The following is a 25,087-nucleotide window of genomic DNA, read 5'->3' as shown; positions in this document are numbered from 1 at the left end:
GGGGCGGTCAGAACGGTCCGTCTTCCAATACGCCATCCGCGCTCATTTGCGCATAAAGCAGACCCTCGCGCAGGCCCCGGTCTGCCACCGACAGGCGGTCAGTGGGCCAGCAGCGCAGCAAAGCCTGCAAAATGGCTGAGCCGGACATGATCAAGGCCTGCCGATCATCCCCGATCCGCGGATCACGGCGCCGACCCTGTGGGCCGAGTTCCAGATAACCGCGTATCACCTTGTCAATCTGATCGCTGGTCATGCGCAACCCGTCGACTTTTGTCCGGTCATAGCGCTTCAGCCCCAAATGCGAGGCCGCGACGGTGGTGACCGTGCCGCTGGTGCCGACGATCTGGAACCCTTCGCGGGTTTGCTCATCCTTGTACGGGGCAAAATCTGCGAGGTTTTCCTCAAAAAACCAGCTCATCAAGGCGAAGCGCGCCGCGTCGTCTTCGACGTCATGGAACTGATCGCGCAAAGTGGCGACGCCCAGCGGTACGCTGATCCAATCCACCACTTTTGCAGCCGGAAACGGGCTGTCAGCTGTGTGGAACCCATTATGCAGCCGCATGATTGCCGCCGGACGGTCGCGGCGCGGGACGGATGAGATGTCGATCCACACCAGCTCGGTCGAGCCGCCGCCGATATCGACCACGAGCAACTGTTCGGTCTTGGTGGATACCAGAGGCGCGCAGGAGATGACGGCCAGACGCGCTTCTTCCTCGGGCTGGATGATCTCAAGCGTCAGACCGGTCTCGCGTTTGACCTGCCGGATGAAATCGCGCGAGTTCTTGGCGCGACGGCAGGCCTCGGTCGCGATCAGGCGCATCCGCCTGACCCTGTTGCGTTTCAGTTTTTGCTGACAGATTCGCAGCGCCTGAACGGTGCGCGACATAGACGCCCGCGACAGCCGTCCGGTACGTTCCAGACCGGCACCCAACTGTACCGATTTGGAGAAGCTGTCGACCACGTGAAACCCACTGCCCTTGGGCTGGGCGATCAACATGCGGCAGCTATTTGTCCCCAGATCCAGTGCCGCATATAATGCATCCGGATCGGGTCTTGCCGGCGCGGGGCTTTCGACCGCTTTCGGGAACGCGCCCGCACCTTTGGGACGCTTGGGCGCCATTCGTCACGCCCTCCGATTTTCGAGTTACCCCGACCATAGGTCGGGCGGTTCGATCACGCAAGACGCTCATTAAAGTCATGAGTATTTTGATATGCGGTCACACGAAATTGTCAGGTACAAACCCGGTATCCCATCGTGGGCAAAAACGTCGCTGTGAATGCGCCGTATGTCGAAATTCGACCGACCCGCGCCCATATACGCGTTTAGAACCGGTCCATCTGGTTAGGAGGAATCATAGGCGATGCCTGACGTCACCATCGTATACTGGCGCGACATTCCCGCCCAAGTCATCGTCGGCAAGGGCCGTCGTGGTGCTAAGCGGCAGCTGGAAGAACGGTTCGAGCAAGCGATCGACCGCGCGGCCATGAAGGTGAACGCCAAGGACAGCGATGCCTATCTGGCCGAATGGCGCAAGGCTGAACCTTTCGCAGTCGACGGCGACCCGTCCGAGATTGCCGAGGCCGAGGCCGTGCGTCTGGAAACGGAATACGATCAGGACCGCGTGAAAGCGCTGATCGCAAATGACGGTTGGGCATGAGCCCGAAAGCTTTATGGGAGGCCACGATGGCTTTGCTGAACTTCAAGAAACGTGATGCGGCCGAAAAGGCCCCGGTGAACCCGACTGTCGAAGCCTTCCTGCAGGGCTATTCGATCGAGGTGATGCCGCGCACCGCCGAAAAGGTCGAAGATTTCCGCGCGCTGCTGCCCGAAGGCACCCGCGTCTACATCGCCCATATCGAGGGCACGCCCATTGAGGATATGGTCAAGACTGCCAAGCGCATCGCTGCCGAAGGCTATCCGGTCATGCCGCACTTCCCGGCGCGGATCATCAAGGATGCCGCCACGCTTGAGAACTGGATTTCGATGTATCAGGGCGAAGCGGGCGTCGAGCAGGCGCTGCTGCTGGCCGGTGGTGTTGAAAAGCCCCATGGCGACTTCCACAGCTCGATGCAGTTGCTGGAAAGCGGTCTGTTCGACAAGGCGGGCTTCAAGCGCCTGCATGTCGCTGGCCACCCCGAGGGCAATAAGGACATCGATCCCGACGGTTCGACCAAGAATGTCGACGACGCGCTGCGCTGGAAGCAGAAGTTCAGCGAAACGACCGATGCTGAAATGGCACTGGCCACGCAGTTTGCATTCGACGCCAAGCCGATCATCGCCTGGGCCGACAGCCTGAAAGAAGCGGGCATCGACCTGCCGATCCATATCGGCATCGCAGGCCCCGCCAAGCTGCAGACGCTGATCAAATTCGCCATCGCCTGCGGCGTTGGTCCGTCGCTCAAAGTTCTGCAGAAACGCGCGATGGACGTGTCCAAGCTGCTGCTGCCCTATGAGCCGACCGACGTTGTCACCGAACTGGCCAACCACAAGGCGGCCAACCCGGATTTCAACATCACCAACGTGCATTTCTTCCCGCTTGGCGGTATCAAGACCAACGCCAACTGGGCGATCAATAATGGCGGCGCTTCGGCAAAGCCTGCAAACTCCTAAGGACCGGACATGACCCGTACAGTCGTCGAATCAAAAACAAAAACTGCCATTCTGGGCTTTGACGAACCGTTCTGCGTGATCGGTGAGCGGATCAACCCCACCGGCCGCAAGAAGCTGGCGGCCGAGCTGGAAGCAGGCGATTTCTCGACCGTCGAGAAAGACGCCATCGCTCAGGTCGCCGCCGGGGCCACCGTTCTGGATATCAACGCGGGCGTTGTCTACAACTCGAACCCCAACCCGAACGAGACCGAGCCGCCGCTGATGACCAAGATCGTCGAGCTGGTGCAGGGTCTGGTTGATGTACCTCTGTGCATCGACTCGTCGGTTCCCGGCGCGCTGGAGGCAGGTCTTGAGGCGGCTGAAGGCCGTCCGCTGCTGAACTCGGTCACCGGCGAAGAGGATCGTCTGGAGCTGGTCCTGCCGCTGGTCAAGAAATACAATGTTCCGGTGGTTGCGATCTCGAACGATGATACCGGCATCTCGGAAGACCCCGATGTCCGTTTCGACGTGGCCAAGAAGATCGTTGAGCGCGCAGCCGATTTTGGCATCCCCGCCCATGACATCGTGGTTGATCCGCTGGTGATGCCCATCGGTGCGATGGCAACCGCTGGCAATCAGGTGTTTGCTCTGGTCCGTCGCCTGCGCGAGGAACTGGGTGTGAACACCACCTGTGGCGCATCGAACATCTCGTTCGGTCTGCCCAACCGTCATGGCATCAACAACGCGTTCCTGCCGATGGCGATGGGCGCGGGGATGACCTCGGCGATCATGAACCCGGTTGCTCTGCCGGTTGGCCCTAAGAAGCTGGCCGAGAAGAAGGCCGAGGTCGAAGCCAAGGGCATCGTTCTGCCGGCCGATATGGATGACGAAACCTTCTGCCAGCTGTTCGGTCTGGGCTCGACCTTGCCGCGTGCAGGCAAGGAAATGGAGGCGATCCGCGCCGCCAACCTGCTGACCAACAACGACCCGCATGGCGGGGCGTGGATCAAGTTCAACAAACCACCCTCCGAGGCCGGAGAGGCCGGGGCTGCAGGTGGTCGTCGTGGCGGAGGCCGCCGCCGCCGCGCGTGATCCTGACGCAGCTGAACCAAAAGGCCGGGCCCGACGCCCGGCCTTTTTCGTTTTGACCAGGATCAAGGCTTTTTGCCTCTCACCCCGAAAGACTGCCGGCATCGCGAAAAGACGAACAGGTGCACCCTATGGCTCATCACCCGCCGAAACTCTCAGACGTGGACTTGTCCAAGCGACTGGGCAAGAAAGAGTATCTGGATCGGCTGATCGACCTGCAGGCAAAGCTGGCGCGGATCCAGCAGGCCTATCTGTTCCACGGCCACAAGGGCGTCATCGTTTTCGAAGGCTGGGACGCGGCGGGCAAGGGCGGCACGATCCGGCGTATCAGCCAGGCACTCGACCCGCGCAGTTTCAAGGTCTGGCCTATAGGCGCGCCGCGCAATTACTATCTGAACCGGCACTATCTATTGCGGTTTTGGGAACGGCTGCCGCCTGCCGGGGCCATATCTGCCTTTGACCGCAGCTGGTACGGTCGCGTGCTGGTCGAACGGCTTGAACATATCACGCCCAAAGAACGCTGGCAGGCCGCGTATCAGGAGATCAACGATTTCGAACGGATGCTGTTCGATGACGGCACCCGGATCGTGAAGCTCTATTTCCACATATCTCCAGAGACGCAGATGGAACGATTTGCAGAACGGCTGCGTAACCCTCTGAAACGCTGGAAACTGACCTATGAGGATTTCAGAAACCGTGAGAAATGGTCCGAGACCGAACTGGCGGTCGAAGAGATGCTGGCCCGCACCTCGACCGCGGCCGCGCCCTGGCATGTCGTCCCCGCCAACAACAAGAAATTTGCCCGGATCGACGCGATGTCGGCGATCGTTCGGGCGTTTTCGGATGGGGTGGACCTCAGCCCTCAGCATCTGGACCGCAAGACGCTGGACGCCGCGGGCGAAGTGCTTGAGGACGACCGGGACCTGATCGCCTCGCTGCGGGCAAGAACCGACTGACCCTGTGTCGCTATCGCCTTGAACCCCGCAGCGGGGCGGGGTATCCACGCAATCGCGGCGGGTATGATGTAATGGTAGCCTGTCAGCTTCCCAAGCTGAACGCGCGGGTTCGATTCCCGCTACCCGCTCCAAATCCCCTAGATTGAGGCAACACGCGCCTGCAGCAGATTGATCACCGCAGGAACCCGGACACCGTCGGGCGTCTGATATAGCGCAAATTCATCTGCCACCGCGCCCACGATGGCATCGACGTCATCCTGCGTGCCCTCGAAATGCGCAACAACGCGCGCTGCAGGGCCGACCCGCGTGCACAAGAGCGCCGCGTCATGGGTGGTTTGCGGACCTGCAAGTGTCAACGGGACCGCGTCGACGTGTATCTCGGTCAATCCGGCATCTGCCATCAGGCCCGCCACCCGGTCGCGGTCGTGGAAGGCTAGCGGGCCGGGCGCGTTGCGGTCGACCTTTGGGGGCTGGCCCAGTCGTTTGACAGCGGCCACGTGCGGGGTCTTGAACCATGGGTTTTCGGACAGACCACCCCAGGCGGCAAAGGTCAGGCGACCGCCCGGTTTCAGCGCGCGCGCCATATTGGCGAACGCTGCCACCGGGTCCGAGAAGAACATCACACCAAAGCGAGAGATCATCGCGTCATACCGGGCGGTCCCCAGATCAGCGACCTGCGCGTCGGCATATTGGAAGGTCAGGTTGCTGAGATCGGATCGGGCTGCCCGGTCACGCGCCCGATGCAGAAACTGCTCGGATATGTCCGCGCCCCGAACCCGGCCCTGAGGCCCGATCATTTGCGCGACACGCAGCGCGCTGGCACCAGTGCCGCACCCGATATCAAGCACATGCATGCCCGGCTTCAGCGCGACGCGATCAAGTACCAAATCCAACACCGGCGTGAACAGGGCGTCCAACTGATCCTCAAACGTCAGCCAGCGTTTGCCCATGTCCGACTTGCCCCAGAATTCCTCCTGATCTGAGTTGGTTGTTTGCATCGTCAGCCCCCCTTGCTGAGGGACTATGACCTCCGGCGGCGACGGCGACCAGATTTTTCCTCATCCCCTCCGCCGGTGTTGAACGAGGGTGAGGGCAGGGTGACGACCTGCGCCAGCTCGGGGAACGGGTCTGTCTTGTGCGGGATCGCGTTGGCGGCGACGAAATGGTCCTGAAACTTGGGCTCGATGGCAGTTTCGACCTTGGTGATCTCGCGCACGACCCGCTCGATCTCGGCTCGCGCGCGGATATTGCACAGCGCAATCCGCGCGCCGGTGCCTGCGGCGTTGCCTGCGCTTGAGACCTTGTCCAGCGGTGCGTCAGGGATCATCCCAAGAACCATCGCGTGCTTGGTCGAGATATGCGCTCCAAAAGCTCCTGCCAACACAACGCGATCCACTCGGTCGACTTCCATCTCATCCATCAGCAGGCGAGCACCGGCATAGAGCGCGGATTTGGCCAGTTGGATAGCGCGGATATCGCCTTGGGTGACGGTGATGCGCGGGCCACCCTCACCGCTGGCGTCGTGGATCAGATAGGCATGGGTGCGGCCTTCGGGCACGCAGCGTGGGGTGCCGGTTTGCTCAGCCGATCCGATCAGGCCGCTTTCATCCAGCAATCCGGCAATGCGCATCTCGGCCACGGCTTCGATGATACCCGAGCCGCAGATGCCGGTGATTCCGGTGGTGGCGATGTCCTGATCAAAACCGTCCTCATCGGACCATTTCTCGGACCCGATGATGCGGAAGCGGGGTTCTTTGGTCTCGGGATCAATTTCGATCCGCTCAATCGCGCCGGGCGCGGCGCGCTGGCCCGAACTGATCTGCGCGCCCTCGAAGGCGGGACCGGTGGGCGAAGAGCAGGCCAGAACCCGCTGGGTATTGCCCAGCAGGATTTCCGCGTTGGTCCCCACATCGACGATCAGCACGAGGTCTGCGGATTTGCCGGGTTCTTCGGACAGCGCAACAGCGGCACAGTCAGCACCCACATGGCCTGCGATACAGGGCAGGATGTAAACTTGCGCACGGGGGTTCATGGTGGTCAGATCCATCTCGCGCGCGGGCAGGGACATGCTTTCTGATGTGGCCAGCGCGAAGGGCGCCTGACCCAGTTCCACCGGGTCCAGACCCAGCAGCAGGTGGTGCATGACCGGGTTGCAGACGAACACCGTTTCCACGATCAGGGCTGCATCAATCCCGGCCTCGTCGGCGATGGAGGTGGTCAGGTCGTTGATCGCCTCGCGCACCGCTTTGGTCATTTCCTGATCACCGCCGGGGTTCATCATGGCATAGGACACACGGCTCATCAGGTCTTCGCCGAACCGGATCTGCGGGTTCATCAGGCCCGAAGATGCCTTGACCTCGCCGGTTTCCAGATCAGTCAGGTGCGCCGCAATTGTCGTCGATCCGAGGTCGATGGCAAGCCCATAAAGTCCTTGCTCGTGCAAGCCGGGCCAGATTTCCACGACCCGCGCGACCTCGTCCTTGTGGCCTTTGTGGACGGCCACAGTGACCTCCCACTTACCCTTACGCAGAACAGGCTGCAGCTTGGACATCAGCGACAGGTCGGCGGTGACGGCCTCGATCTTCCACTGTTCGCGCAGGGCACGTTCCAGCCGTTCCAGATCGCCGGTGGGGGAATGCATGTCGGGTTCTTCCACCACCACGAAATACAGCCGGGTTGCCGGGTCCATAGTGATCGCGCGTGCAGCGGCGGCTTTGCGGACGACTTGCCGGTGCACCTGGCTTTCGGGCGGCACATCGATGACCACATCGCCCTGAACAGACGCCTGACACCCCAGACGCCGCCCCGGTTTCAGCCCCCGTTTGTCGTCATAGCGCTGCTCGACCGCGTTCCATTCGCTCAGCGCGTCCTCGGATACGGTCACGCCATGCTTCGGAAACTCGCCATAGCTGGGCGTGATCTGACATTTCGAGCAAATCCCACGCCCGCCGCAGACCGAATCCAGATCGACGCCCAACTGACGGGCAGCGGTCAGAATCGGCGTGCCGACGGGGAAGTGCCCGCGTTTGCCGGAGGGGGTGAAGACGACAAGTGGGTCGGTGGTCATGACAGGCCTGCCTTTGTATTCGCGCGTATGCGGCGGAAGATATGCGTTTGCGCGCAAAGGGAAAGGGCATTCAGCGGCACGTTTTGCACAGCTTGCGTCGTTTTCGGGCCTGGTAAAGCCCAACACGGAAAAACAACTTGGTTCAGGGCTTTCCCTTGGGTGAAATCCATGTAATAGGGTCACCGTCAAACGGGCTTTTGCATGGGGTTATCAGATGCAGATTCGTGAGGCACTCACCTTCGACGACGTTCTTCTTGTTCCGGGCGCATCTTCTGTGCTGCCGGCAACCGCGGATACGACCACACGCGTGACGCGTGAGATCACCATGAACATCCCTCTGCTGAGTTCAGCGATGGACACGGTGACCGAGGCGCGCATGGCCATTGCTATGGCGCAGGCCGGGGGCATCGGCGTGGTGCACAAGAACCTTTCGGTCGAGGAACAGGCCCGCGAAGTGCGCCGCGTGAAGCGCTTTGAATCCGGTATCGTGTATAACCCCGTGACCTTGCGCGCCGATCAGACGCTGGCCGATGCGCAGGCGCTCGTGGAACGGTACAACTTCACCGGTTTTCCCGTTGTTGATGAAAACGGCCGGGTCGTGGGCATCGTGACCAATCGCGACATGCGCTTTGCCACCTCGGACGATACGCCGATCCACGCGATGATGACCTCGGACAATCTGGCGATGCTGCAGGAACCTGCGGATTTGGAAGAGGCCAAAAGCCTTATGCGCGCCCGCCGCATCGAAAAACTGCTGGTCGTTGACGGCGGCGGTAAGCTGACCGGCCTGCTGACTTTGAAAGACACCGAACAGGCTGTGCTGAACCCAACCGCCTGCAAGGACCGTCTGGGTCGCCTGCGGGTGGCGGCGGCAACTTCGGTGGGCGATGCCGGGTTTGAACGGTCTGAGCAGCTTGTGGATTCGGGCGTCGATATCATCGTCGTCGACACCGCGCATGGCCACTCGCAAGGGGTGCTGGATGCGGTCCGCCGGGTCAAGACGCTGTCGAACGAGGTTCAGATCATCGCCGGGAACGTGGCCACGGGCGAGGCAACCAAGGCGCTGATTGATGCGGGTGCCGATGCGATCAAGGTGGGCATCGGGCCGGGCTCGATCTGTACCACGCGGATGGTGGCAGGGGTCGGAGTGCCTCAGCTGACGGCGATCATGGATTGTGCAGCGGCGGCGGGTGACATTCCGGTGATCGCGGATGGCGGCATCAAGTTCTCGGGCGACTTCGCCAAGGCGATTGCAGCGGGGGCCTCCTGCGCTATGGTCGGCTCGATGATCGCAGGCACGGATGAAAGCCCGGGCGAGGTCATTCTGTACCAAGGCCGCTCGTTCAAATCCTATCGCGGTATGGGCAGTCTGGGTGCGATGGCGCGTGGCTCGGCGGATCGGTATTTCCAGAAAGACGCGGCCAACGATAAGCTGGTGCCCGAAGGGATCGAGGGGCAGGTGCCCTATAAGGGCTCGGCCAGCGCGGTGGTGCACCAACTGGTCGGCGGTCTGCGCGCGGCGATGGGTTACACCGGCTGCGCGACCGTTGATGAGATGCGCAAGAACTGCAATTTCGTCAAGATCACCGGCGCGGGGCTGAAGGAAAGCCATGTGCATGACGTCCAGATCACCCGTGAAAGCCCGAACTATCGGATAATGTGATCGGCCAAGATCGGAGGTCGCGATGATCCCCGCAGCACGTGTTCAGGCGGCAATCGAGATACTCGATGACATCCTCGCCGGAGCGCCTGTCGAAAAAGCATTAACCGGGTGGGCGCGGCGCAGCCGGTTTGCGGGTTCGAAGGATCGCGCGGCGATCCGCGACCATGTGTTCGGCGCGCTGCGGTGCAAGCGGTCCTTTGCGGCGCGCGGCGGCTCGGACACCGGGCGCGGCCTTATGATCGGTGCAATCCGGGCCGAGGGCGGCGATCCGGCCGACCTGTTCAGCGGCGCACGTCATGCGCCCGCACCTTTGGCCGAAACCGAGCAGGGACGGGTGTTCGAGACAGATGCCGAGCGGCTTGATATCCCCGAATGGCTCTGGCCTGCTTTCCAAACGTCGTTGGGGGACGAGGCGGAGGTCGCAGCGACCGCTCTACAAACACGTGCGCCGGTGCATCTGCGTGTCAACCTGCTGCGGTCGGAGCTGCCAGACGCCATTCGACAGCTTGCCGATGATGGAGTTCAGGCCCACCCCCATCCGGCCTGCGACACCGCGTTGGAAGTCACGGACGGTGCGCGCAAGATCGCGCAAAGTGCGGCCTACAAAAGCGGGATTGTCGAACTGCAGGACGCCGCAAGCCAAGCCGTCATCGCCACGCTGGACCTGCGCCCGGGCATGCGGATCCTGGACTATTGCGCGGGCGGCGGCGGCAAGGCTTTGGCATTGGCTGCGCGCACACGGGGGGCAGACATCTTTGCGCATGATGCCAATCCGAAACGCATGCAAGACCTGCCCGAGCGCGCGCGCAGGGCAGGGGCCGATGTTACGATCCTGTCGCCGGATGATCTGGCAGGGTGCGCTCCCTTCGATCTTGTGCTGACGGATGTGCCCTGTTCTGGCAGCGGATCCTGGCGCCGCGCTCCCGCCGGGAAATGGGCGCTGACACCTGCACGGCTGGACGAGTTGACGCGTATTCAGGCGAGTATCCTTCGCGGAGTTGCACCGTTGGTCACCCAAGATGGGACGCTGGCCTATGCGACCTGTTCGATGCTGCAAGCGGAAAACGATCAGGTCGTGGACGGTTTTCTTCACGATCACCCCGACTGGAAATCCGGACTGCGTAAGACGTGGCTGGTTTCCCACGGTGCCGATGGATTCTACACGGCCCACTTGACGCGAATATAGCGTCCGATACACCACTTAAAGTAGTTCATCGGCTGTCTGTTATATTAAACAGCGGTTAACCACTCCTGGTCGATATTGGCCAAAATCATCTTGATACGAGCCACTTATGTCCGGTTTTTCAGAAGCTTCCCCCTTGCGCTCCGACTGGTGGGAGGCGGGGCGTGGCCGGTTCTTGTTGATGGTGTCAGTGGCTGTGATCTTGTGTCTGCTGTCGATTTTCGGAGTGCTACCGCCACGATGGAGCGCGGGCGTCGCGGCTGTCGGGGTATCGTTTCTTGCAGTCGGCATTCTGGTTGCCGTTCGTCTTTGGATTGTGGGACGAATCGAGGCGCGCAGCGATGCGTTCATCTCGGCGGTTCTGGAAACCGAAAGCGCCGCTTGCGTCATCGCAGATACAGACGGGAAGATTCTGCTGGCCAACACGCAGGCAAACCGGAGCTTTCGCGCAGCTGTGGGAGAGCGGCTGGATCGCAACTTGCGCTCGGCATTAGCCAACCCTCAGGCCATCCTGTTGCGGCTGCAGGCAAGGGCTCGCGCGCAGGGGCGGGCCAAGGATAAGATCGTGACCCGCGGACAGACGATGCAGATTTCGGTTCAGGTGGTCGGTCCTGACTGCTATTTTTGGCGCTTCGACACTGACGCGCAGCGCCCTTGGGATGATGCGGAGTTACCGGTTCTGAGGGTCGGGCGTAACGATGTTGTCTTGAACGCGAACTCAGCCGCGAGGGCGCTTTTTGGGACGGTGCCAACAAGCCTTGCCCCTCTGTTTCCCGACGGACTCGATGCCCCGATTACGCGCGCGATGACCGCCGACGGCGAGGCGCGGATGTCGGTATCGCAGCTGGAACAAGACGGGATCGTTCGCGATCTTCTTCTGACGCCGCTCGACGATCCCGGGCTCGGCACCGATGCGACGTCCTTTGCGGACTTGCCCGTACCGATCATGCGGTTGTCGCCGGGCGGAGATATACTCGAGGCCAACCGCCTCGCCGTCCATCTGGTCGGCGACATTGAACCCGGACGAACCAATATCGAAGGCATGATGCAGGGGCTTGGCTACCCGATCCGCGATTGGCTGGCCAAGGCTGCCGAGCAGGACCAGACTCCGCGCTCAGAATTTTTGCGCCTGACCCGCAAAGACAAAGAGATTTTCGTACAAGTCACCTTGTCACGCATTTGCCGCAACGGTCAGATCGCCTTGATTGCGGTGCTGAGCGACGCAACAGAGCTGAAGACACTGGAGGCCCAGTTTGTGCAAGGCCAAAAGATGCAGGCCGTCGGTCAACTGGCTGGCGGGGTGGCTCATGACTTCAACAACCTGCTCACCGCGATTTCCGGCCATTGCGACCTGCTGCTGCTGCGCCACGATCAGAATGATCCGAACTACGGCGATTTGGTGCAGATCAACCAGAACGCCAACCGCGCCGCGGCTCTCGTGAGCCAGCTATTGGCGTTCTCGCGCAAACAGACGCTGCGGCCCGAGGTGCTGGACGTCCGTGACACGATCTCGGACCTGATTCACCTCCTGAACCGGCTGGTCGGGGAAAAGGTGCGATTGACCCTTAGCCACGATCCGGTGCTGAAGCCGGTTCGGGCGGATAAACGGCAACTCGAGCAGGTGCTGATGAATCTCGTCGTCAACGCCCGCGATGCGATGCCCGAGGGTGGAGAGATTCGCATTGAGACCGAAGTTTTGATGCTGGATCAGCCGTTGTCGCGTGACCGCGCAACCGTGCCGCCCGGGGAATACGTGACGGTCAAGGTGATAGACAGTGGTGTCGGAATCCCCGCGGACAAGCTGCAGAAGGTGTTCGAACCGTTTTACACTACCAAACGCACGGGTGAGGGGACCGGGCTGGGCCTGTCCACGGCTTATGGCATCGTCAAACAGACCGGAGGTTTCATCTTTGTCGACAGCGTTCCGGATCGGGGCACCGAATTCACGGTGCTGCTGCCCGTCAGCCCCGCTGCTGAAACCCCCGAGCCTGACGCACCCGAGGTACCAGATGTGCAGGGGCCCCATCAGGGCGAAGGGGTCGTTCTGCTCGTGGAGGATGAAGCCCCCGTGCGCGCCTTTGCCACCCGGGCTTTGCGGCTGAAAGGCTATACGGTGCTTGAGGCCGACTCGGCCGAGGCGGCTTTGGACCTGCTCGAAGACCCGAATCTGTCGGTTGATGTTTTCGTGACGGATGTGGTGATGCCGGGCATGGATGGCCCGACCTGGGTCCGTCAGGCGATGCAGACCCGCCCCGATGTAAGGGTCGTCTTCATGTCGGGCTATACCGATGGCGCGTTCGGCGAATCCGGCCCCGAGGTCGAACATGCGGCCTTCCTGCCCAAGCCGTTTTCGTTGACGCAGCTGACCGAGGCTGTCTACCAGCAGCTTGGCTAATCTGATCACCGGGCCGATTGGTACAGCGCGAATTCGTGCGAGTATTCGTTGCGGAACTGCTGTTCTGTTTCTTCTGACAGCTCCAGCGGACGGTTCGGAGAGACATTCTCGCGCCTGAGGTTGATTGTCTGGTTCAACCGGTCCTGCAAGAAATCCAGTATCTTGTCTTGGTTTTCGTACTTGAACAGATGGGTCACGGTCGTCCCATCGCGACGGGGCTGCAGGAAATCGCTTTGACAGCCCACATCAGCGAAGGCCGGACATGGTTGCCTCAGATAACCGGTGAGGAATTCGTCGAAACTCAGACCTTGTGTGGAATGGGGGTGCCCTGCGCGCTCTGGCCTGCTGCGGTATCGGTACCAGCTGCCCAACCAGTCAATGGGTTCGCGGACGATGGCCATCACCTCCATCTCGGCGTCGAACACCTTGCGGAACATGGTTTGAAAGAACCGGTCATACCGGCGCAAGTTCGCATGTTTCAGGTCGGTCGGACCCGCGATGACGATATCGGCGCGGTCGCGCAGCGCGGTCTGATAGGCGGTGCTACCGGTTTTGGGAACGGACAAAAGCGCGAGGCGTTCTTTGTAAAAAACCAGCATTTCTCTTTTCTCTTCAACGCTTTTCGTGTCGCAGATTGTCGTAAACGACTCTTTAACACAATTGCTCAACAGTAGGTTGCATAAGTTTTAGTTGAAATGTTCCCTTTTTGGTCTCATAAGGAACAAGAGGCGAACAAAGCAGCGATTGCCGCCCGTCAACGGGTGTGACAAAAGGGATAATGACAGGACAATGGCGGATCTTCTGACAATGAGCGACAAGAAAAACGCGGACAAGCAAAAGGCGCTCGACAGCGCTTTGGCTCAGATCGAACGGCAGTTCGGCAAGGGCTCGATCATGAAGCTGGGCGAGGATTCCAAGCAGGATATCGAGGCAAGCTCGACCGGATCGCTCGGGCTGGACATCGCGCTGGGAATCGGCGGTCTGCCGATGGGCCGGATTGTCGAGATCTATGGGCCGGAAAGCTCGGGCAAAACCACGCTGACGCTGCACTGTATAGCGGAACAGCAGAAACGCGGCGGTGTGTGCGCGTTCGTTGATGCGGAACACGCGCTGGACCCGCAATACGCCCGCAAGCTGGGCGTCGATCTGGACGAGCTTCTGATCTCGCAGCCCGATACCGGTGAACAGGCGTTAGAGATTACCGATACGCTGGTGCGGTCGGGGGCTGTGAACATGGTCGTGGTCGACTCGGTGGCGGCGCTGACGCCGAAATCCGAGCTGGAAGGCGATATGGGCGACAGCAGCGTGGGCGTACAGGCCCGGCTGATGAGTCAGGCGATGCGGAAACTAACCGGCTCGATCAACCGTTCGAACTGCATGGTGATTTTCATCAACCAGATCCGGATGAAGATCGGCGTGATGTTCGGCAGCCCGGAAACCACGACCGGCGGCAATGCGCTGAAATTCTACAGCTCGGTCCGGCTGGATATTCGTCGTATCGGGGCGATTAAGGACCGCGACGAGGTGGTCGGCAACCAGACCCGCGTCAAGGTCGTCAAGAACAAGGTGGCGCCGCCCTTCAAGCAGGTTGAATTCGACATCATGTATGGCGAAGGCATTAGCAAGATGGGTGAACTACTTGATCTGGGCGTCAAAGCCGGTGTGGTCGAGAAATCGGGTTCATGGTTCAGCTATGGTGACGAACGGATCGGGCAGGGGCGTGAGAACGCCAAGCAATATCTGCGTGACAACACCCGCGCCGCGCTGGAGATCGAGGACAAGATTCGCGCCGCACACGGGCTGGATTTTGAGATGCCGCCCGAAGCGGAAGAGGATGACATCCTCGAAGCTTAAGACAGTCGCTGACGGGACAGCAGAAATCCCCGGCATCCCGATGGTGCTGAGAATACTTGGAACAGGGCGGTCCGCCGGGGCCGCCTTGTTTCGTTTCGGGCGCGAGGGCTGTGGACAGTCCGCAGGTGCGCGGCTAAACCATTGCGAACCAGAATGATAGCGCGCCGAGAGAGCCCACATGCCCACGCTGAACGATATCCGATCGACCTTTCTGAACTATTTCGCCAAGCAGGGGCACGAGGTCGTCGCTTCAAGCCCGCTGGTGCCGCGCAATGACCCGACCTTGATGTTCGTGAACTCGGGCATGGTGCAGTTCAAGAACCTGTTTACCGGGATCGAAACCCGCGATTACAGCCGTGCCACAACGGCGCAGAAATGTGTGCGCGCGGGCGGCAAACATAACGATCTGGACAATGTGGGCTATACCGCGCGCCATCATACCTTCTTTGAAATGCTGGGGAATTTCTCGTTCGGGGATTACTTCAAATCCGAAGCTATTCCTTTTGCGTGGGAGTTGATCACCAAGGAATTCGGCATCGACAAAAACCGCCTCCTGACCACGGTTTATCACACGGATGACGAAGCGTTCGATATCTGGAAAAAGGTCGGCGTGCCCGAGGACCGGATCATCCGCATCGCCACCAATGACAATTTCTGGCAAATGGGCCCCACCGGCCCCTGCGGCCCGTGCACCGAGATTTTCTATGACCACGGCGATCACATCTGGGGCGGCCCTCCGGGCTCGGCCGAGGAAGATGGCGACCGGTTCATCGAAATCTGGAACATCGTTTTCATGCAGAACGAGCAGTTCGAGGACGGCTCGATGGTCGAACTTGACATGCAGTCGATCGACACGGGCATGGGGCTGGAGCGGATTGGCGCGCTGCTGCAGGGCAGTCACGACAACTATGACACTGATCTGTTCAAGACTCTGATCGAGGCGTCGGCGGCTGTCACAAATGTCGACCCTTATGGTGACAAGAACGTGCATCATCGCGTGATCGCGGATCACCTGCGGTCGACCTCGTTCCTGATTGCCGACGGGGTGATGCCCAGCAATGACGGGCGCGGTTATGTGCTGCGCCGGATCATGCGCCGTGCCATGCGGCACGCGCATCTGCTGGGCGCGAAGGACCCGGTCATGCACAAGCTGGTTCCATCTCTGGTGCAGCTAATGGGCGCGCAGTATTCCGAACTGGGGCAGGCGCAACCGCTGATCGAAGAGACTCTGCTGCTGGAAGAAACCCGGTTCAAGCAGACGCTGGACCGTGGCCTGAAACTGCTGGACGACGAAGTCGCGGGTTTGCCCGACGGCGATCCCTTGCCCGGCGCTGCAGCGTTCAAACTGTATGACACCTATGGATTCCCGCTGGACCTGACGCAGGATGCACTGCGCGAAAAGGGCCGGACCGTCGACACCGATGGGTTCGATGCGGCCATGGCCGAACAAAAGGCCAAGGCCCGTGCTGCCTGGGCCGGGTCGGGCGAGGCTGCGGATCAGGTTGTCTGGTTCGATGTTTTGGATACTGCAGGCGCGACCGATTTTCTGGGCTATGACACCGAGAAGGCCGAAGGTCAGGTTACCGCTCTGGTGGTTGATGGCGCTCTGGTGGATCGGATTGACCAAGGCGGAAGCGGCTGGGTCGTCGTCAATCAGACGCCCTTCTACGGCGAGGCCGGCGGTCAGGTCGGCGATACCGGCGAAATCCGTCGTCTGGACGAACGCGACGATGTTGCCCGTGTCGAAGACACCCGGAAGTTCGCCGACGGCAAGGTCTATGCCCATAAAGTTACTGTCGATCACGGCACGATCTCGAAAGGCGACGCGGTCGAGCTTGAGGTTGATCACGCCCGCCGCACGGCGATCCGGGCAAACCACTCGGCCACGCACCTGCTGCACGAGGCGCTGCGCGAGACGCTTGGCGATCACGTGGCGCAGCGCGGCTCGCTTAACGCGGCGGACCGCCTGCGGTTTGACTTCAGCCATTCCAAGGCCCTCACCCCGGACGAGATTCGGACAGTCGAGCGTGAGGTGAATGAGTTCATTCGCCAGAACTCGTCCGTCGAGACCCGCATCATGACGCCCGACGATGCGCGGGCGTTGGGTGCTCAGGCACTGTTCGGCGAGAAATACGGGGACGAGGTGCGCGTGGTATCCATGGGGAAGGCACCCACCGGCAAAGGTCAGGATGGCGAGACTTGGTCGATCGAGCTGTGCGGCGGTACCCATGTGCGTCAGACCGGTGATATTGGCACCTTCGTCGTGCTGGGCGACAGTGCCAGCAGCGCAGGCGTGAGGCGGATCGAAGCGCTGACCGGGGACGAAGCGTTCAGCTACCTGTCCGCGCAGGATCACCGTTTGGGCGCAATCGCTCTCGAGTTGAAGGCGCAGCCGGATGATGTCGTGGCGCGCGTTCGGTCGCTGTTGGATGAACGCAAGGCACTGCAGAACGAGGTTGCGCAGTTGCGCCGAGATCTGGCGATGGCCGGTGGCGCAGGGCAGGGCGGTGGTGCCGAGGCCAAGGATGTCAACGGCGTTGCCTTTCTCGCGCAGGTGCTGACCGGCGTGTCGGGCAAAGACTTGCCGACCCTGATCGACGAACACAAAGGTCGGCTGGGTTCAGGCGCAGTACTGCTGATCGCTGATACGGGCGGCAAGGCCGCTGTCGCCGCCGGTGTGACGCAGGACCTTGTTGGTAAGGTCTCGGCCGTCGATCTGGTACGTGCTGCCGTGGGCGAGTTGGGTGGCAAGGGGGGCGGTGGCCGCCCCGACATGGCCCAGGGTGGAGGTAAGGATGCGTCAAACGCCGATGCCGCCATTCAGGCCGCGGAACAAGTCTTGGGAGGATAACATGCCTGCACTCTGGATCGCGCATGTCACGGTCACCGACGACGAGGCTTACGGAAAATATGCAGAACTGGCGGGGCCGGCGATTGCAGCCCATGGCGGCGAGTTCATCGCCCGTGCTGCTCGCTATGTTCAGTTGGAGGGCAAAGACCGCCCCCGCAACGTAGTGGCCCGGTTCCCGTCGGTCGAAGCCGCTGTCGACTGTTATAACTCCGCGCAGTACCAGAAGGCGCTGGATCACGCCCGCGGTGCAAGCGAGCGCGAGTTGGTTGTGGTCGAGATCACGGACTGAGAATCGCCGAGTCGTCAGAGCTCGCACAGGTCAACCAGCTCTTGGGCATTGCTTTTGCCCGATTGCCAGCATGGCAGTCGGGCTTTTCCCTAATTTGTTATCTTTTGCAGCAATAACAAAATATTACACCAGATATTGCGCAGGTTTTGACGCTCCGATCCGCGGGATTGTGGCATCGACGCCATGATCTGGCGCGGAAATGGTCATGAAAAGTGACGAATTTCCGCCGCTTTTCCCCCTCAGCCTGACCAAAGATTGCGTGCAGACCCGCGTTAACGGATATTTCAAGCCGGGCAGATAGGGTTCTGAACCACGCCAATCGCTGGGATCGAACAGGACTCGAGGGACAGGCATGATGACCGTTGGCACCACTGGAAATGCCTTCAGACGACATGCGGCAAAGCTCCGCAACCTTTGCGGGGCCGTTGCCCTGATCGGCGGCGCGCTATTGGTTGGCACGGTGGCCGAGGCCAAGGATGGCACGTTTATCTACGGCGTAGCAGCCTCGCCCCCACCGACCGGTGCGCGGCAGTTGTGCAGGCAGTATTCGTGGGCCTGCGCACAAAAAGGATCGGCATCGCTGTCCAGCAGCCAAGAACTGACCTTGGTCAAACAGATCAACCGCCGTGTGAATGCATCGACCCGGGAAGTGACAGATCAGTCTCAGTACAAAACCCGCGAGCTTTGGGCGCTGCCCACGTCGCTGGGCGGAGATTGTGAGGATTTCGCCCTTCTGAAAAAGCGCGACCTTATCAAGGCCGGGATTGATCCGCGCAAGCTGCTGATCGCCACGGTATTGGACACGCGCCGGAATGCTCATGCGGTTTTGGTGTACCGGTCAAGCCAGGGCGACCTGGTTCTTGATAATTTGACGAACCGGATCAAGCCGTGGACCGCAACGCGGTACCTTTTTCTGCGAATGCAGGACCCGAACCAGCCGCGAAACTGGGTTGGGGTATACGGGCGGAGTTGACCGCCTTCGGCTCGAAGTAAGCAATGTGCGGGATGGGCAGCGCTCCCATCCCTTTTCTTATTGCCAAGTTAGACACCCCGGCCTTGTGCCGACCACCTTACTTGTCAACTAGTTCGTTTTGGTGCCGACAGTTCCTACGGGATCTTTTGGATCCGGTTGGGTCGGAGGATCAGCCGGTGGGTCTTTGGGATCCGGATTGCCATCTCCGCTCGGTGGGTCCTTCGGATCGGGATCGTTGCCTCCCGGCGGGGTTGTCTCGGGGTCCGGATCTTTAGGCTCGGGGTCCGAAGGCGTATCTGAATCTGGAGGCTCGTTCGAACCGGCCGTCTCATCGTCCGGACCATCGCCCGATCGTTGTTCGGCAAAGCCGATAGAGGCGGTGGGAAGATCAGTCAGGATAGCCGCGAAAGCCGGGCAGTCCAGCAATGTCTGCTCGAGGATAGATTCGAAATCTGCGCGCCGCTGAATGTAACGTACCATCCGCGAACTGACGACATCGCAGGCACACAGCGCCTTGGACGATACGGATTGCTTCGCCGTCTTGACCGTACACATCTCAGAGGCCTGCGCGGCCCCGGCCGAGATGAAGGGCATCGTTGCCGAAACAAATACAATAGATAACAGTTGAGATTTCATGCGCATCGCATCCGCTCCTTGGAACTCATTAACTATGCCGCCGTATACAAAACCGACGCCACACTTTGAACACAAATACATCCGCATCCCGCCGTATTTTCAACGGCAAATTTGGTGATTGGACAGCAACGAACTCTATCTATGCGTGATTTTGTATAAAAAACAAAAAGAAAGCCCGGCGTTGTGACGGGCCTTCTTCTTTCAGCTTAACCTTGCATTGACGCAAAAATGCCACGATTGCGCGATTGTTTCCAATCTGTGAACCGGTTTACATCGCGATCACGCCGATTTGGACATCCGTTTACGCTCATGCGGGTCCAGATAGCGTTTGCGCAGGCGGATGACGTTCGGTGTCACCTCGACCAGTTCATCGTCGTCGATATAGGCGATCGCCTCTTCCAGCGAAAACTGCACATGCGGTGTCAGGCGAACCGCGTCGTCCGAGCCGCTGGCGCGCACGTTGGTCAGTTTCTTGCCCTTGAGCGGGTTCACCTCAAGATCATTGTCGCGCGAATGCTCGCCGATCACCATGCCCTGATAGACATCCGTCTGCGGACCCACGAACATGCGGCCGCGTTCTTCTAGGTTCCACAGCGCATAAGCGACGGCCTGACCTTTTTCCATCGAGATCAGCACACCCGCGCGCCGCCCCGGGATCGCGCCCTTGTGGGCCGCCCAGCCGTGGAACACGCGGTTCAGTACGCCGGTGCCGCGGGTGTCGGTCAGGAACTCTCCGTGATAACCGATCAACCCGCGCGAGGGGACATGGGCGATGATGCGCGTCTTGCCCGCGCCTGCGGGGCGCATCTCGACCAACTCGCCCTTGCGCGCGCCGGTGACTTTTTCGATCACCGCACCCGAGAATTCATCATCTACGTCGATGGTGACTTCTTCGATGGGCTCCATACGCTGGCCGTCTTCCTCGCGGAACAGAACCTGCGGGCGTGAAATGCTGAGCTCGAACCCTTCGCGGCGCATGTTTTCGATCAGAACACCCATCTGCAGTTCACCGCGACCGGCGACCTCGAAGGCTTCGCCGCCCGGCGTGTCGCTGATGCGGATGGCGACGTTCGATTCGGCCTCTTTCATCAGGCGGTCGCGGATCACGCGGGATTGGACCTTTTTGCCGTCACGGCCTGCTAGCGGCGAGTCGTTGATACCGAAGGTGACCGTTATGGTCGGCGGGTCGATGGGCTGTGCGGGCAGGGCTTCATCGACCTGCGGCGCGACCAGCGAATCCGCCACGGTGGCCTTGCTCATGCCGGCGATAGTGACGATGTCGCCTGCCTCGGCCACATCGATGGGCTGTTGGCTGAGGCCGCGGAAGGCGAGAATCTTCGACGCGCGGAAGTTTTCGATCAGGCTGCCATCACGGCTGAGTGCCTTCAGGCTGTCGCCCGCCTTCAGCGTGCCGCTTTCGACGCGGCCAGTCAGGATGCGCCCGATGAACGGGTCGCTGCCCAGCGTGGTGGCCAGCATCCGGAACGGCTCGGCCTTGCGTTCTGCCTGTTTCGGTGCGGGGACGTGGTCGACGATCAGGTCGAACAGGGCGGTCAGATCCTGACGCGGCCCGTCCAGCTCCAGATCCGCCCAGCCCGAACGGCCCGAAGCGTACATGGCCGGGAAATCCAGCTGGTCGTCGTCGGCACCCAGGTTGGCGAACAGATCGAAACATTCGTCCAGCGCGCGGTCGGGTTCAGCGTCGGGTTTGTCGACTTTATTCAGAACCACGATGGGGCGCAGGCCCAGTGCCAGCGCTTTTGAGGTCACGAACTTGGTTTGCGGCATCGGGCCTTCGGCGGCGTCGACCAGCAGGACCACGCCGTCGACCATGCTGAGAATCCGTTCAACCTCGCCTCCGAAATCGGCGTGGCCGGGGGTGTCGACGATATTGATCCGGGTGCCTTTCCATTCAACGCTGGTGGCCTTGGCAAGGATGGTGATGCCACGCTCGCGCTCCAGATCGTTGCTGTCCATGGCGCGCTCGGCCACGGCCTGATTTTCCCGGAACGCCCCGGATTGTTTGAGCAGCTCATCGACCAGAGTCGTCTTGCCGTGGTCCACGTGAGCGATGATTGCGATGTTGCGCAGGTCCATGAGAGGTCAGCCTTTGAACGGGAAGTTGGCCCGGCGCATAACGCGGCGCGACAAAATATGCCAGCCCCTAGTGGCCCGCGGTCTCGGAAAACAGGTGAATGATGAGGATTCCCGCCAGTATCAGCGTCAGTCCCAGTATCGCGGGCCAGTCCAGACGCTGGCCAAACACCAGAAAGCCGATCAGGGCGATCAGGAAAATGCCTAAGCCTGACCAGATGGCATAGACGATGCCGACCGGCATAACCTTCAGCGTCAACGCCATCAGATAGAATGCGCACCCGTATCCAACGACCACGAGAACGGAGGGCCACAGGCGCGTGAATTGCTGGCTGGCCTGCAGCGCGGTTGTTCCGATGGTCTCGGCCACCACCGCGAGCAAGAGGATCAGATAGGTCTTGGGCAATGAAGGTCTCTTTCCGGGGTTTCGGTCGCGATTGAGCACAGGTTTCAGGCGTCGGGCAAGGGGCTTCAGCCGTTTCGGGGAAGCCGTACGTGCGGAGCAAAGGTCGGGTAAACCTTACTATTCAAGGGGTTGCATGCGATGCTATGGTCGACTTGTTTTTAGTGTGTTTTTAATGAGTTTGATAAAATGACGACTTTCGCGAAATCCGTCATTATCGTTTCGGTACTGATCGTGGCGCTCGGGTGGCTTGCAGACGGGGGGTCCGTCGACATTGATGCAGCCCAAAATGTTGAACGTTCAATCAGGGTTCCAGTTTAAGCGCCCACCGAACGATTATTAAAAGGAGCTCTCGAGCTCCTTTTTTTAGTGTTTTTCAATCGCCTTCAGCTTGGACCGGTGTTCCGATAGCCTTTTGACCACGAACTGCCGTGCCTTGCGTTCGGCCAGCCGGACACGGATTTCGGTCAGGAAAGCCTCTTCCAGCGATTGCGAGGCTGCGCCCAACACTTCACCGACTTCGACAAAGAAGCGGTCGTCTCCGGTTTCGTCCATAACCTTCATCGTGTCCTCGGCCAACCGGGCCGCGAGGGTCGTGATGGTGTCGGACATCAGCGGGTGTTCTCGGTCAGGCGGCGTTTGACGTAATCGGTGACGTCGCCCATCAGCGTATCCATATGGCGATCCTGGAAGAAGTGATCTGCCCCATCCACCTCATTATGGGTGATGGTGATTCCCTTCTGCTCGTGCAGCTTGCCCACCAGCGAGGCGGTATCGGCCGGCGGCGCGACCCGGTCAGCCGAGCCGTTGATGATCAGACCGGAAGACGGGCAGGGGGCCAGGAACGAGAAATCGTACATATTCGCAGGTGGCGAAACGCTGATGAAGCCGGTGATCTCGGGGCGGCGCATCAGCAGCTGCATCCCGATCCACGCGCCAAACGAAAAGCCTGCGACCCAGCAATGCTTGGAGTTGTTGTTCATCGACTGCAGGTAATCCAGCGCCGAGGCCGCATCGCTCAGCTCACCGATGCCCTGATCATATTCGCCCTGACTGCGGCCCACGCCGCGAAAGTTAAAGCGCAGCACCGTAAAGCCCATGTTGTAGAAGGCATAGTGCAGGTTATAGACCACCTTGTTGTTCATGGTCCCGCCGAATTGAGGGTGCGGGTGCAGGACGATGGCGATCGGTGCGTCTTTTTCCTTTTGCGGGTGGTAGCGGCCTTCCAGGCGGCCTTCGGGTCCGGGAAAAATCACCTCGGGCATGTGTGCTTTGGTCCTGTTTTTTACCGTGTCGGGCCCGGGATTATCTTGACGGTAATCGTCGGGTACTTTAGAACGGTTCTAATTGCATTTATGTCGCGAAAAAACGCTGTCAGTGGGAGATACGCACTGGTCGCAGCGACGTCAATGTTTTCGCGCGGTTCTTGCCGAGAGGGAATGATATGAAGCTGTCGACCAAGGGCCGTTACGCGATGGTTGCGCTGGCGGATATTGCGCTGCAGTCGACCGACAAACTGGTGACTCTGGGCGAAATTTCCGAGCGTCAGGATATCTCGCTGCCCTATCTCGAACAGTTGTTTGTCAAGCTGCGCCGGGCCGAGCTGGTCAGTTCGGTGCGCGGCCCGGGGGGCGGGTACCGTCTGGCGCGCCCTGCGTCCGATATCCGCGTGGTCGAGGTGCTGGCAGCCGTGGATGAAACCGTCGATGCGATGCACAAGGGGGCGGGGGCATCCGGTGCCTCTTCGGGCAGTCGCGCGCAGTCGCTGACCAACCGTTTGTGGGAAAGCCTCAGCGCGAATGTCTACGTGTTCCTGCATCAGACGCGTCTGTCCGATGTGATCACCAATGATCTCGCCCCGTGCCCGGCGGTGCCGAATCTGTTTGCGGTCGTGGACGATTAATCGGATGAAAGCGCCGGTCTCTCAGACGATTCCAATATGGAAAAAGATGCATCCATGAAACGTGTTTATCTGGATCATAACGCGACTGCACCTTTGCGGCCCGAAGCGCGCGCCGCGATGATGGCGGCGATGGATGTGGCGGGAAACCCGTCCTCGGTCCACGCTGAGGGACGCGCAGCCAAGGCAGTGGTCGAACGCGCACGGGCGCAGGTGGCCGAGGCCGTCGGCTGCCGTCCGCAAGAGGTCATCTTTACCTCGGGCGCGACCGAGGCTGCCCGGGTTCTGGAAAACCGCCCGGATGGCTGCGACGTGTTTGTCGAGCCCACAGCCCATGACGCGCTCTGGTCGCATTTCGACCTGTCCAACTGTGATGCGCGGCCCTTTGGTCCGGGTCATACATTGGCAATGGGACTGGCAAATTCGGAAACCGGGATCGTCACCCGACCGCCCGAGAAGGTCGAAGGTCAGTGGCCCTATGGCGCGCGCCGCGCGGATTGGCTGTTGCTGGACATCACGCAGGCCGTCGGGCGCATCCCATTCTCATTCGCCTGGAGCGGCGCGGATATGGCGATCCTGTCGGCGCACAAGATCGGCGGCCCGAAAGGCGTTGGCGCACTGATCCTGCGGCAGGGGGTCGATATCGCGCCTTTGGCCAGCGGCGGCGGTCAAGAGATGGGGCGCCGTTCGGGTACAGAAAACATCATTGGAATCGCGGGCTTTGGGGCCGCAGCGGAAGCGGCCGCGCGTGATCTGGCTGATGGCGTTTGGGAAAAAGTTACCGAACTTAGAAATATTCTAGAAAACGCTCTTGAGGCTGCCTCTAAAGCTACTATTTTTGTCGGGAAAGGTCAGGAGCGACTCCCCAATACTGCCTGTTTTGCGATGCCCGGCTGGAAGGGCGAAACGCAGGTCATGCAAATGGACTTGTCCGGCTTTGCCATCAGCGCGGGTTCTGCCTGCTCCAGCGGCAAGGTAAAGACGAGCCGGGTCCTGACCGCGATGGGTTTTGACGAGGCGGTCGCCGCAAGCGCTGTTCGCGTGTCGCTGGGGCCTGAGACGACGGAAGAAGACGTGCTGCGTTTCGCGGAAACGTGGCTGGAAAAAGAGAAAAAGCATCGCGCACGTGCAGCGTGATCTGACG

Annotated in this window: 22 protein-coding genes and 1 tRNA gene; 14 read left to right on the top strand and 9 right to left on the bottom strand. The window is 60.5% G+C overall.

The genetic code is table 11. From position 1 onward, the window contains the following. Window positions 1–7 precede the first annotated feature (7 nt). A complete protein-coding gene (locus ACR1XV_RS04980; protein WP_480529249.1) occupies window positions 8–1,120 on the bottom strand; it encodes a Ppx/GppA phosphatase family protein in 1,113 nt (370 codons plus the stop codon). Window positions 1,121–1,361: 241 nt separating this feature from the next. Between ACR1XV_RS04980 and ACR1XV_RS04975 the strand changes: the two genes are divergently transcribed. The 5 genes from ACR1XV_RS04975 (at window position 1,362) to ACR1XV_RS04955 (ending at window position 4,766) form a co-directional block, all read left to right on the top strand. Continuing rightward, window positions 1,362–1,658: a virulence factor gene (locus tag ACR1XV_RS04975; protein ID WP_480529247.1), complete on the top strand. Its 297-nt coding sequence runs from the start codon at window positions 1,362–1,364 to the stop codon at window positions 1,656–1,658. Between the two features lie 26 nt (window positions 1,659–1,684). Then, on the top strand, window positions 1,685–2,611 hold the full coding sequence (locus ACR1XV_RS04970) for a methylenetetrahydrofolate reductase (protein ID WP_480529246.1): 927 nt from the start codon (window positions 1,685–1,687) through the stop codon (window positions 2,609–2,611). Window positions 2,612–2,620: 9 nt separating this feature from the next. Beyond that, a complete protein-coding gene (locus ACR1XV_RS04965; RefSeq protein WP_480529245.1) occupies window positions 2,621–3,682 on the top strand; it encodes a methyltetrahydrofolate cobalamin methyltransferase in 1,062 nt (353 codons plus the stop codon). Between the two features lie 128 nt (window positions 3,683–3,810). Further along, complete coding sequence (locus tag ACR1XV_RS04960; RefSeq protein WP_480529243.1) at window positions 3,811–4,635, top strand: polyphosphate kinase 2 family protein; 825 nt, start codon at window positions 3,811–3,813, stop codon at window positions 4,633–4,635. 57 nt (window positions 4,636–4,692) lie between these two features. Continuing rightward, a tRNA-Gly gene (locus ACR1XV_RS04955) sits at window positions 4,693–4,766 on the top strand. 6 nt (window positions 4,767–4,772) lie between these two features. Here the strand turns inward: ACR1XV_RS04955 and ACR1XV_RS04950 are convergent. Both ACR1XV_RS04950 and ACR1XV_RS04945 read right to left on the bottom strand, forming a co-directional pair. Next, window positions 4,773–5,633 (bottom strand): class I SAM-dependent methyltransferase, encoded by an 861-nt coding sequence (locus ACR1XV_RS04950; protein ID WP_480529242.1) that lies wholly within the window; start codon window positions 5,631–5,633, stop codon window positions 4,773–4,775. 23 nt (window positions 5,634–5,656) lie between these two features. Beyond that, complete coding sequence (locus tag ACR1XV_RS04945; protein ID WP_480529241.1) at window positions 5,657–7,702, bottom strand: ASKHA domain-containing protein; 2,046 nt, start codon at window positions 7,700–7,702, stop codon at window positions 5,657–5,659. Between the two features lie 214 nt (window positions 7,703–7,916). On the opposite strand from ACR1XV_RS04945, the gene guaB reads away from it, so the two are divergent. The 3 genes from guaB to ACR1XV_RS04930 all read left to right on the top strand — a co-directional run bounded on the left by guaB (window position 7,917) and on the right by ACR1XV_RS04930 (window position 12,943). Continuing rightward, window positions 7,917–9,365: an IMP dehydrogenase gene (gene guaB / locus ACR1XV_RS04940; protein ID WP_480529240.1), complete on the top strand. Its 1,449-nt coding sequence runs from the start codon at window positions 7,917–7,919 to the stop codon at window positions 9,363–9,365. A gap of 22 nt (window positions 9,366–9,387) precedes the next feature. Next, window positions 9,388–10,551 (top strand): RsmB/NOP family class I SAM-dependent RNA methyltransferase, encoded by a 1,164-nt coding sequence (locus ACR1XV_RS04935; RefSeq protein WP_480529239.1) that lies wholly within the window; start codon window positions 9,388–9,390, stop codon window positions 10,549–10,551. Window positions 10,552–10,657: 106 nt separating this feature from the next. After that, window positions 10,658–12,943 carry a hybrid sensor histidine kinase/response regulator gene (locus ACR1XV_RS04930; protein WP_480529238.1) on the top strand — a complete coding sequence of 762 codons (2,286 nt, stop codon included), beginning with the start codon at window positions 10,658–10,660 and terminating at the stop codon, window positions 12,941–12,943. Between the two features lie 5 nt (window positions 12,944–12,948). Here the strand turns inward: ACR1XV_RS04930 and ACR1XV_RS04925 are convergent, their stop codons facing one another. Continuing rightward, a complete protein-coding gene (locus ACR1XV_RS04925; protein WP_480529237.1) occupies window positions 12,949–13,542 on the bottom strand; it encodes a gamma-glutamyl kinase in 594 nt (197 codons plus the stop codon). A gap of 190 nt (window positions 13,543–13,732) precedes the next feature. Between ACR1XV_RS04925 and recA the strand changes: the two genes are divergently transcribed. The 4 genes from recA to ACR1XV_RS04905 all read left to right on the top strand — a co-directional run bounded on the left by recA (window position 13,733) and on the right by ACR1XV_RS04905 (window position 18,910). Next, a complete protein-coding gene (gene recA, locus ACR1XV_RS04920; RefSeq protein WP_480529236.1) occupies window positions 13,733–14,797 on the top strand; it encodes a recombinase RecA in 1,065 nt (354 codons plus the stop codon). A 178-nt stretch (window positions 14,798–14,975) separates the two neighbouring features. Beyond that, a complete protein-coding gene (gene alaS / locus ACR1XV_RS04915) occupies window positions 14,976–17,648 on the top strand; it encodes an alanine--tRNA ligase (protein ID WP_480529235.1) in 2,673 nt (890 codons plus the stop codon). Window position 17,649: 1 nt separating this feature from the next. Continuing rightward, a complete protein-coding gene (locus ACR1XV_RS04910) occupies window positions 17,650–17,937 on the top strand; it encodes a DUF1330 domain-containing protein (protein ID WP_480529234.1) in 288 nt (95 codons plus the stop codon). A gap of 355 nt (window positions 17,938–18,292) precedes the next feature. Then, complete coding sequence (locus ACR1XV_RS04905; RefSeq protein ID WP_480529233.1) at window positions 18,293–18,910, top strand: transglutaminase-like cysteine peptidase; 618 nt, start codon at window positions 18,293–18,295, stop codon at window positions 18,908–18,910. Window positions 18,911–19,018: 108 nt separating this feature from the next. Here ACR1XV_RS04905 and ACR1XV_RS04900 read toward each other — a convergent pair whose 3' ends face one another. The 5 genes from ACR1XV_RS04900 to ACR1XV_RS04880 form a co-directional block, all read right to left on the bottom strand. After that, complete coding sequence (locus tag ACR1XV_RS04900) at window positions 19,019–19,546, bottom strand: hypothetical protein (RefSeq protein ID WP_480529232.1); 528 nt, start codon at window positions 19,544–19,546, stop codon at window positions 19,019–19,021. 279 nt (window positions 19,547–19,825) lie between these two features. Next, a complete protein-coding gene (typA, locus tag ACR1XV_RS04895; RefSeq protein ID WP_480529231.1) occupies window positions 19,826–21,643 on the bottom strand; it encodes a translational GTPase TypA in 1,818 nt (605 codons plus the stop codon). Window positions 21,644–21,710: 67 nt separating this feature from the next. Continuing rightward, window positions 21,711–22,046, bottom strand: a complete 336-nt coding sequence (locus tag ACR1XV_RS04890; RefSeq protein ID WP_480529230.1) for an SMR family transporter — start codon at window positions 22,044–22,046, stop codon at window positions 21,711–21,713. A 363-nt stretch (window positions 22,047–22,409) separates the two neighbouring features. Beyond that, window positions 22,410–22,655, bottom strand: a complete 246-nt coding sequence (locus ACR1XV_RS04885; RefSeq protein ID WP_480529229.1) for a hypothetical protein — start codon at window positions 22,653–22,655, stop codon at window positions 22,410–22,412. Beyond that, window positions 22,655–23,308: an alpha/beta hydrolase gene (locus ACR1XV_RS04880; RefSeq protein ID WP_480529228.1), complete on the bottom strand. Its 654-nt coding sequence runs from the start codon at window positions 23,306–23,308 to the stop codon at window positions 22,655–22,657. The genes ACR1XV_RS04885 and ACR1XV_RS04880 overlap by 1 nt, the downstream gene beginning before the upstream one ends. Before the next feature lie 179 nt (window positions 23,309–23,487). Between ACR1XV_RS04880 and iscR the strand changes: the two genes are divergently transcribed. Both iscR and ACR1XV_RS04870 read left to right on the top strand, forming a co-directional pair. Continuing rightward, window positions 23,488–23,946, top strand: a complete 459-nt coding sequence (gene iscR / locus ACR1XV_RS04875) for a Fe-S cluster assembly transcriptional regulator IscR (protein WP_480529227.1) — start codon at window positions 23,488–23,490, stop codon at window positions 23,944–23,946. 54 nt (window positions 23,947–24,000) lie between these two features. Continuing rightward, window positions 24,001–25,080 carry a cysteine desulfurase family protein gene (locus ACR1XV_RS04870; protein WP_480529226.1) on the top strand — a complete coding sequence of 360 codons (1,080 nt, stop codon included), beginning with the start codon at window positions 24,001–24,003 and terminating at the stop codon, window positions 25,078–25,080. Window positions 25,081–25,087 lie beyond the last annotated feature (7 nt).

The organism is Ruegeria sp. AD2(2025) (assembly GCF_056542385.1).
Note: the sequence above shows the minus strand (reverse complement) of the source record. Positions and strands in the feature narration are given on the sequence as shown.

Coding starts and splice junctions, on each gene's coding strand:
- ACR1XV_RS04965 (WP_480529245.1), top strand. CDS start 2,621: ATGACCCGTACAGTCGTCGAATCAAAAACAAAAACTGCCATTCTGGGC.
- ACR1XV_RS04925 (WP_480529237.1), bottom strand. CDS start 13,542: ATGCTGGTTTTTTACAAAGAACGCCTCGCGCTTTTGTCCGTTCCCAAA.
- alaS (WP_480529235.1), top strand. CDS start 14,976: ATGCCCACGCTGAACGATATCCGATCGACCTTTCTGAACTATTTCGCC.
- ACR1XV_RS04975 (WP_480529247.1), top strand. CDS start 1,362: ATGCCTGACGTCACCATCGTATACTGGCGCGACATTCCCGCCCAAGTC.
- ACR1XV_RS04880 (WP_480529228.1), bottom strand. CDS start 23,308: ATGCCCGAGGTGATTTTTCCCGGACCCGAAGGCCGCCTGGAAGGCCGC.
- ACR1XV_RS04900 (WP_480529232.1), bottom strand. CDS start 19,546: ATGAAATCTCAACTGTTATCTATTGTATTTGTTTCGGCAACGATGCCC.
- ACR1XV_RS04885 (WP_480529229.1), bottom strand. CDS start 22,655: ATGTCCGACACCATCACGACCCTCGCGGCCCGGTTGGCCGAGGACACG.
- guaB (WP_480529240.1), top strand. CDS start 7,917: ATGCAGATTCGTGAGGCACTCACCTTCGACGACGTTCTTCTTGTTCCG.
- typA (WP_480529231.1), bottom strand. CDS start 21,643: ATGGACCTGCGCAACATCGCAATCATCGCTCACGTGGACCACGGCAAG.
- ACR1XV_RS04910 (WP_480529234.1), top strand. CDS start 17,650: ATGCCTGCACTCTGGATCGCGCATGTCACGGTCACCGACGACGAGGCT.
- ACR1XV_RS04930 (WP_480529238.1), top strand. CDS start 10,658: ATGTCCGGTTTTTCAGAAGCTTCCCCCTTGCGCTCCGACTGGTGGGAG.
- ACR1XV_RS04935 (WP_480529239.1), top strand. CDS start 9,388: ATGATCCCCGCAGCACGTGTTCAGGCGGCAATCGAGATACTCGATGAC.
- ACR1XV_RS04980 (WP_480529249.1), bottom strand. CDS start 1,120: ATGGCGCCCAAGCGTCCCAAAGGTGCGGGCGCGTTCCCGAAAGCGGTC.
- ACR1XV_RS04960 (WP_480529243.1), top strand. CDS start 3,811: ATGGCTCATCACCCGCCGAAACTCTCAGACGTGGACTTGTCCAAGCGA.
- ACR1XV_RS04905 (WP_480529233.1), top strand. CDS start 18,293: ATGACCGTTGGCACCACTGGAAATGCCTTCAGACGACATGCGGCAAAG.
- iscR (WP_480529227.1), top strand. CDS start 23,488: ATGAAGCTGTCGACCAAGGGCCGTTACGCGATGGTTGCGCTGGCGGAT.
- ACR1XV_RS04870 (WP_480529226.1), top strand. CDS start 24,001: ATGAAACGTGTTTATCTGGATCATAACGCGACTGCACCTTTGCGGCCC.
- ACR1XV_RS04970 (WP_480529246.1), top strand. CDS start 1,685: ATGGCTTTGCTGAACTTCAAGAAACGTGATGCGGCCGAAAAGGCCCCG.
- ACR1XV_RS04945 (WP_480529241.1), bottom strand. CDS start 7,702: ATGACCACCGACCCACTTGTCGTCTTCACCCCCTCCGGCAAACGCGGG.
- ACR1XV_RS04950 (WP_480529242.1), bottom strand. CDS start 5,633: ATGCAAACAACCAACTCAGATCAGGAGGAATTCTGGGGCAAGTCGGAC.
- recA (WP_480529236.1), top strand. CDS start 13,733: ATGGCGGATCTTCTGACAATGAGCGACAAGAAAAACGCGGACAAGCAA.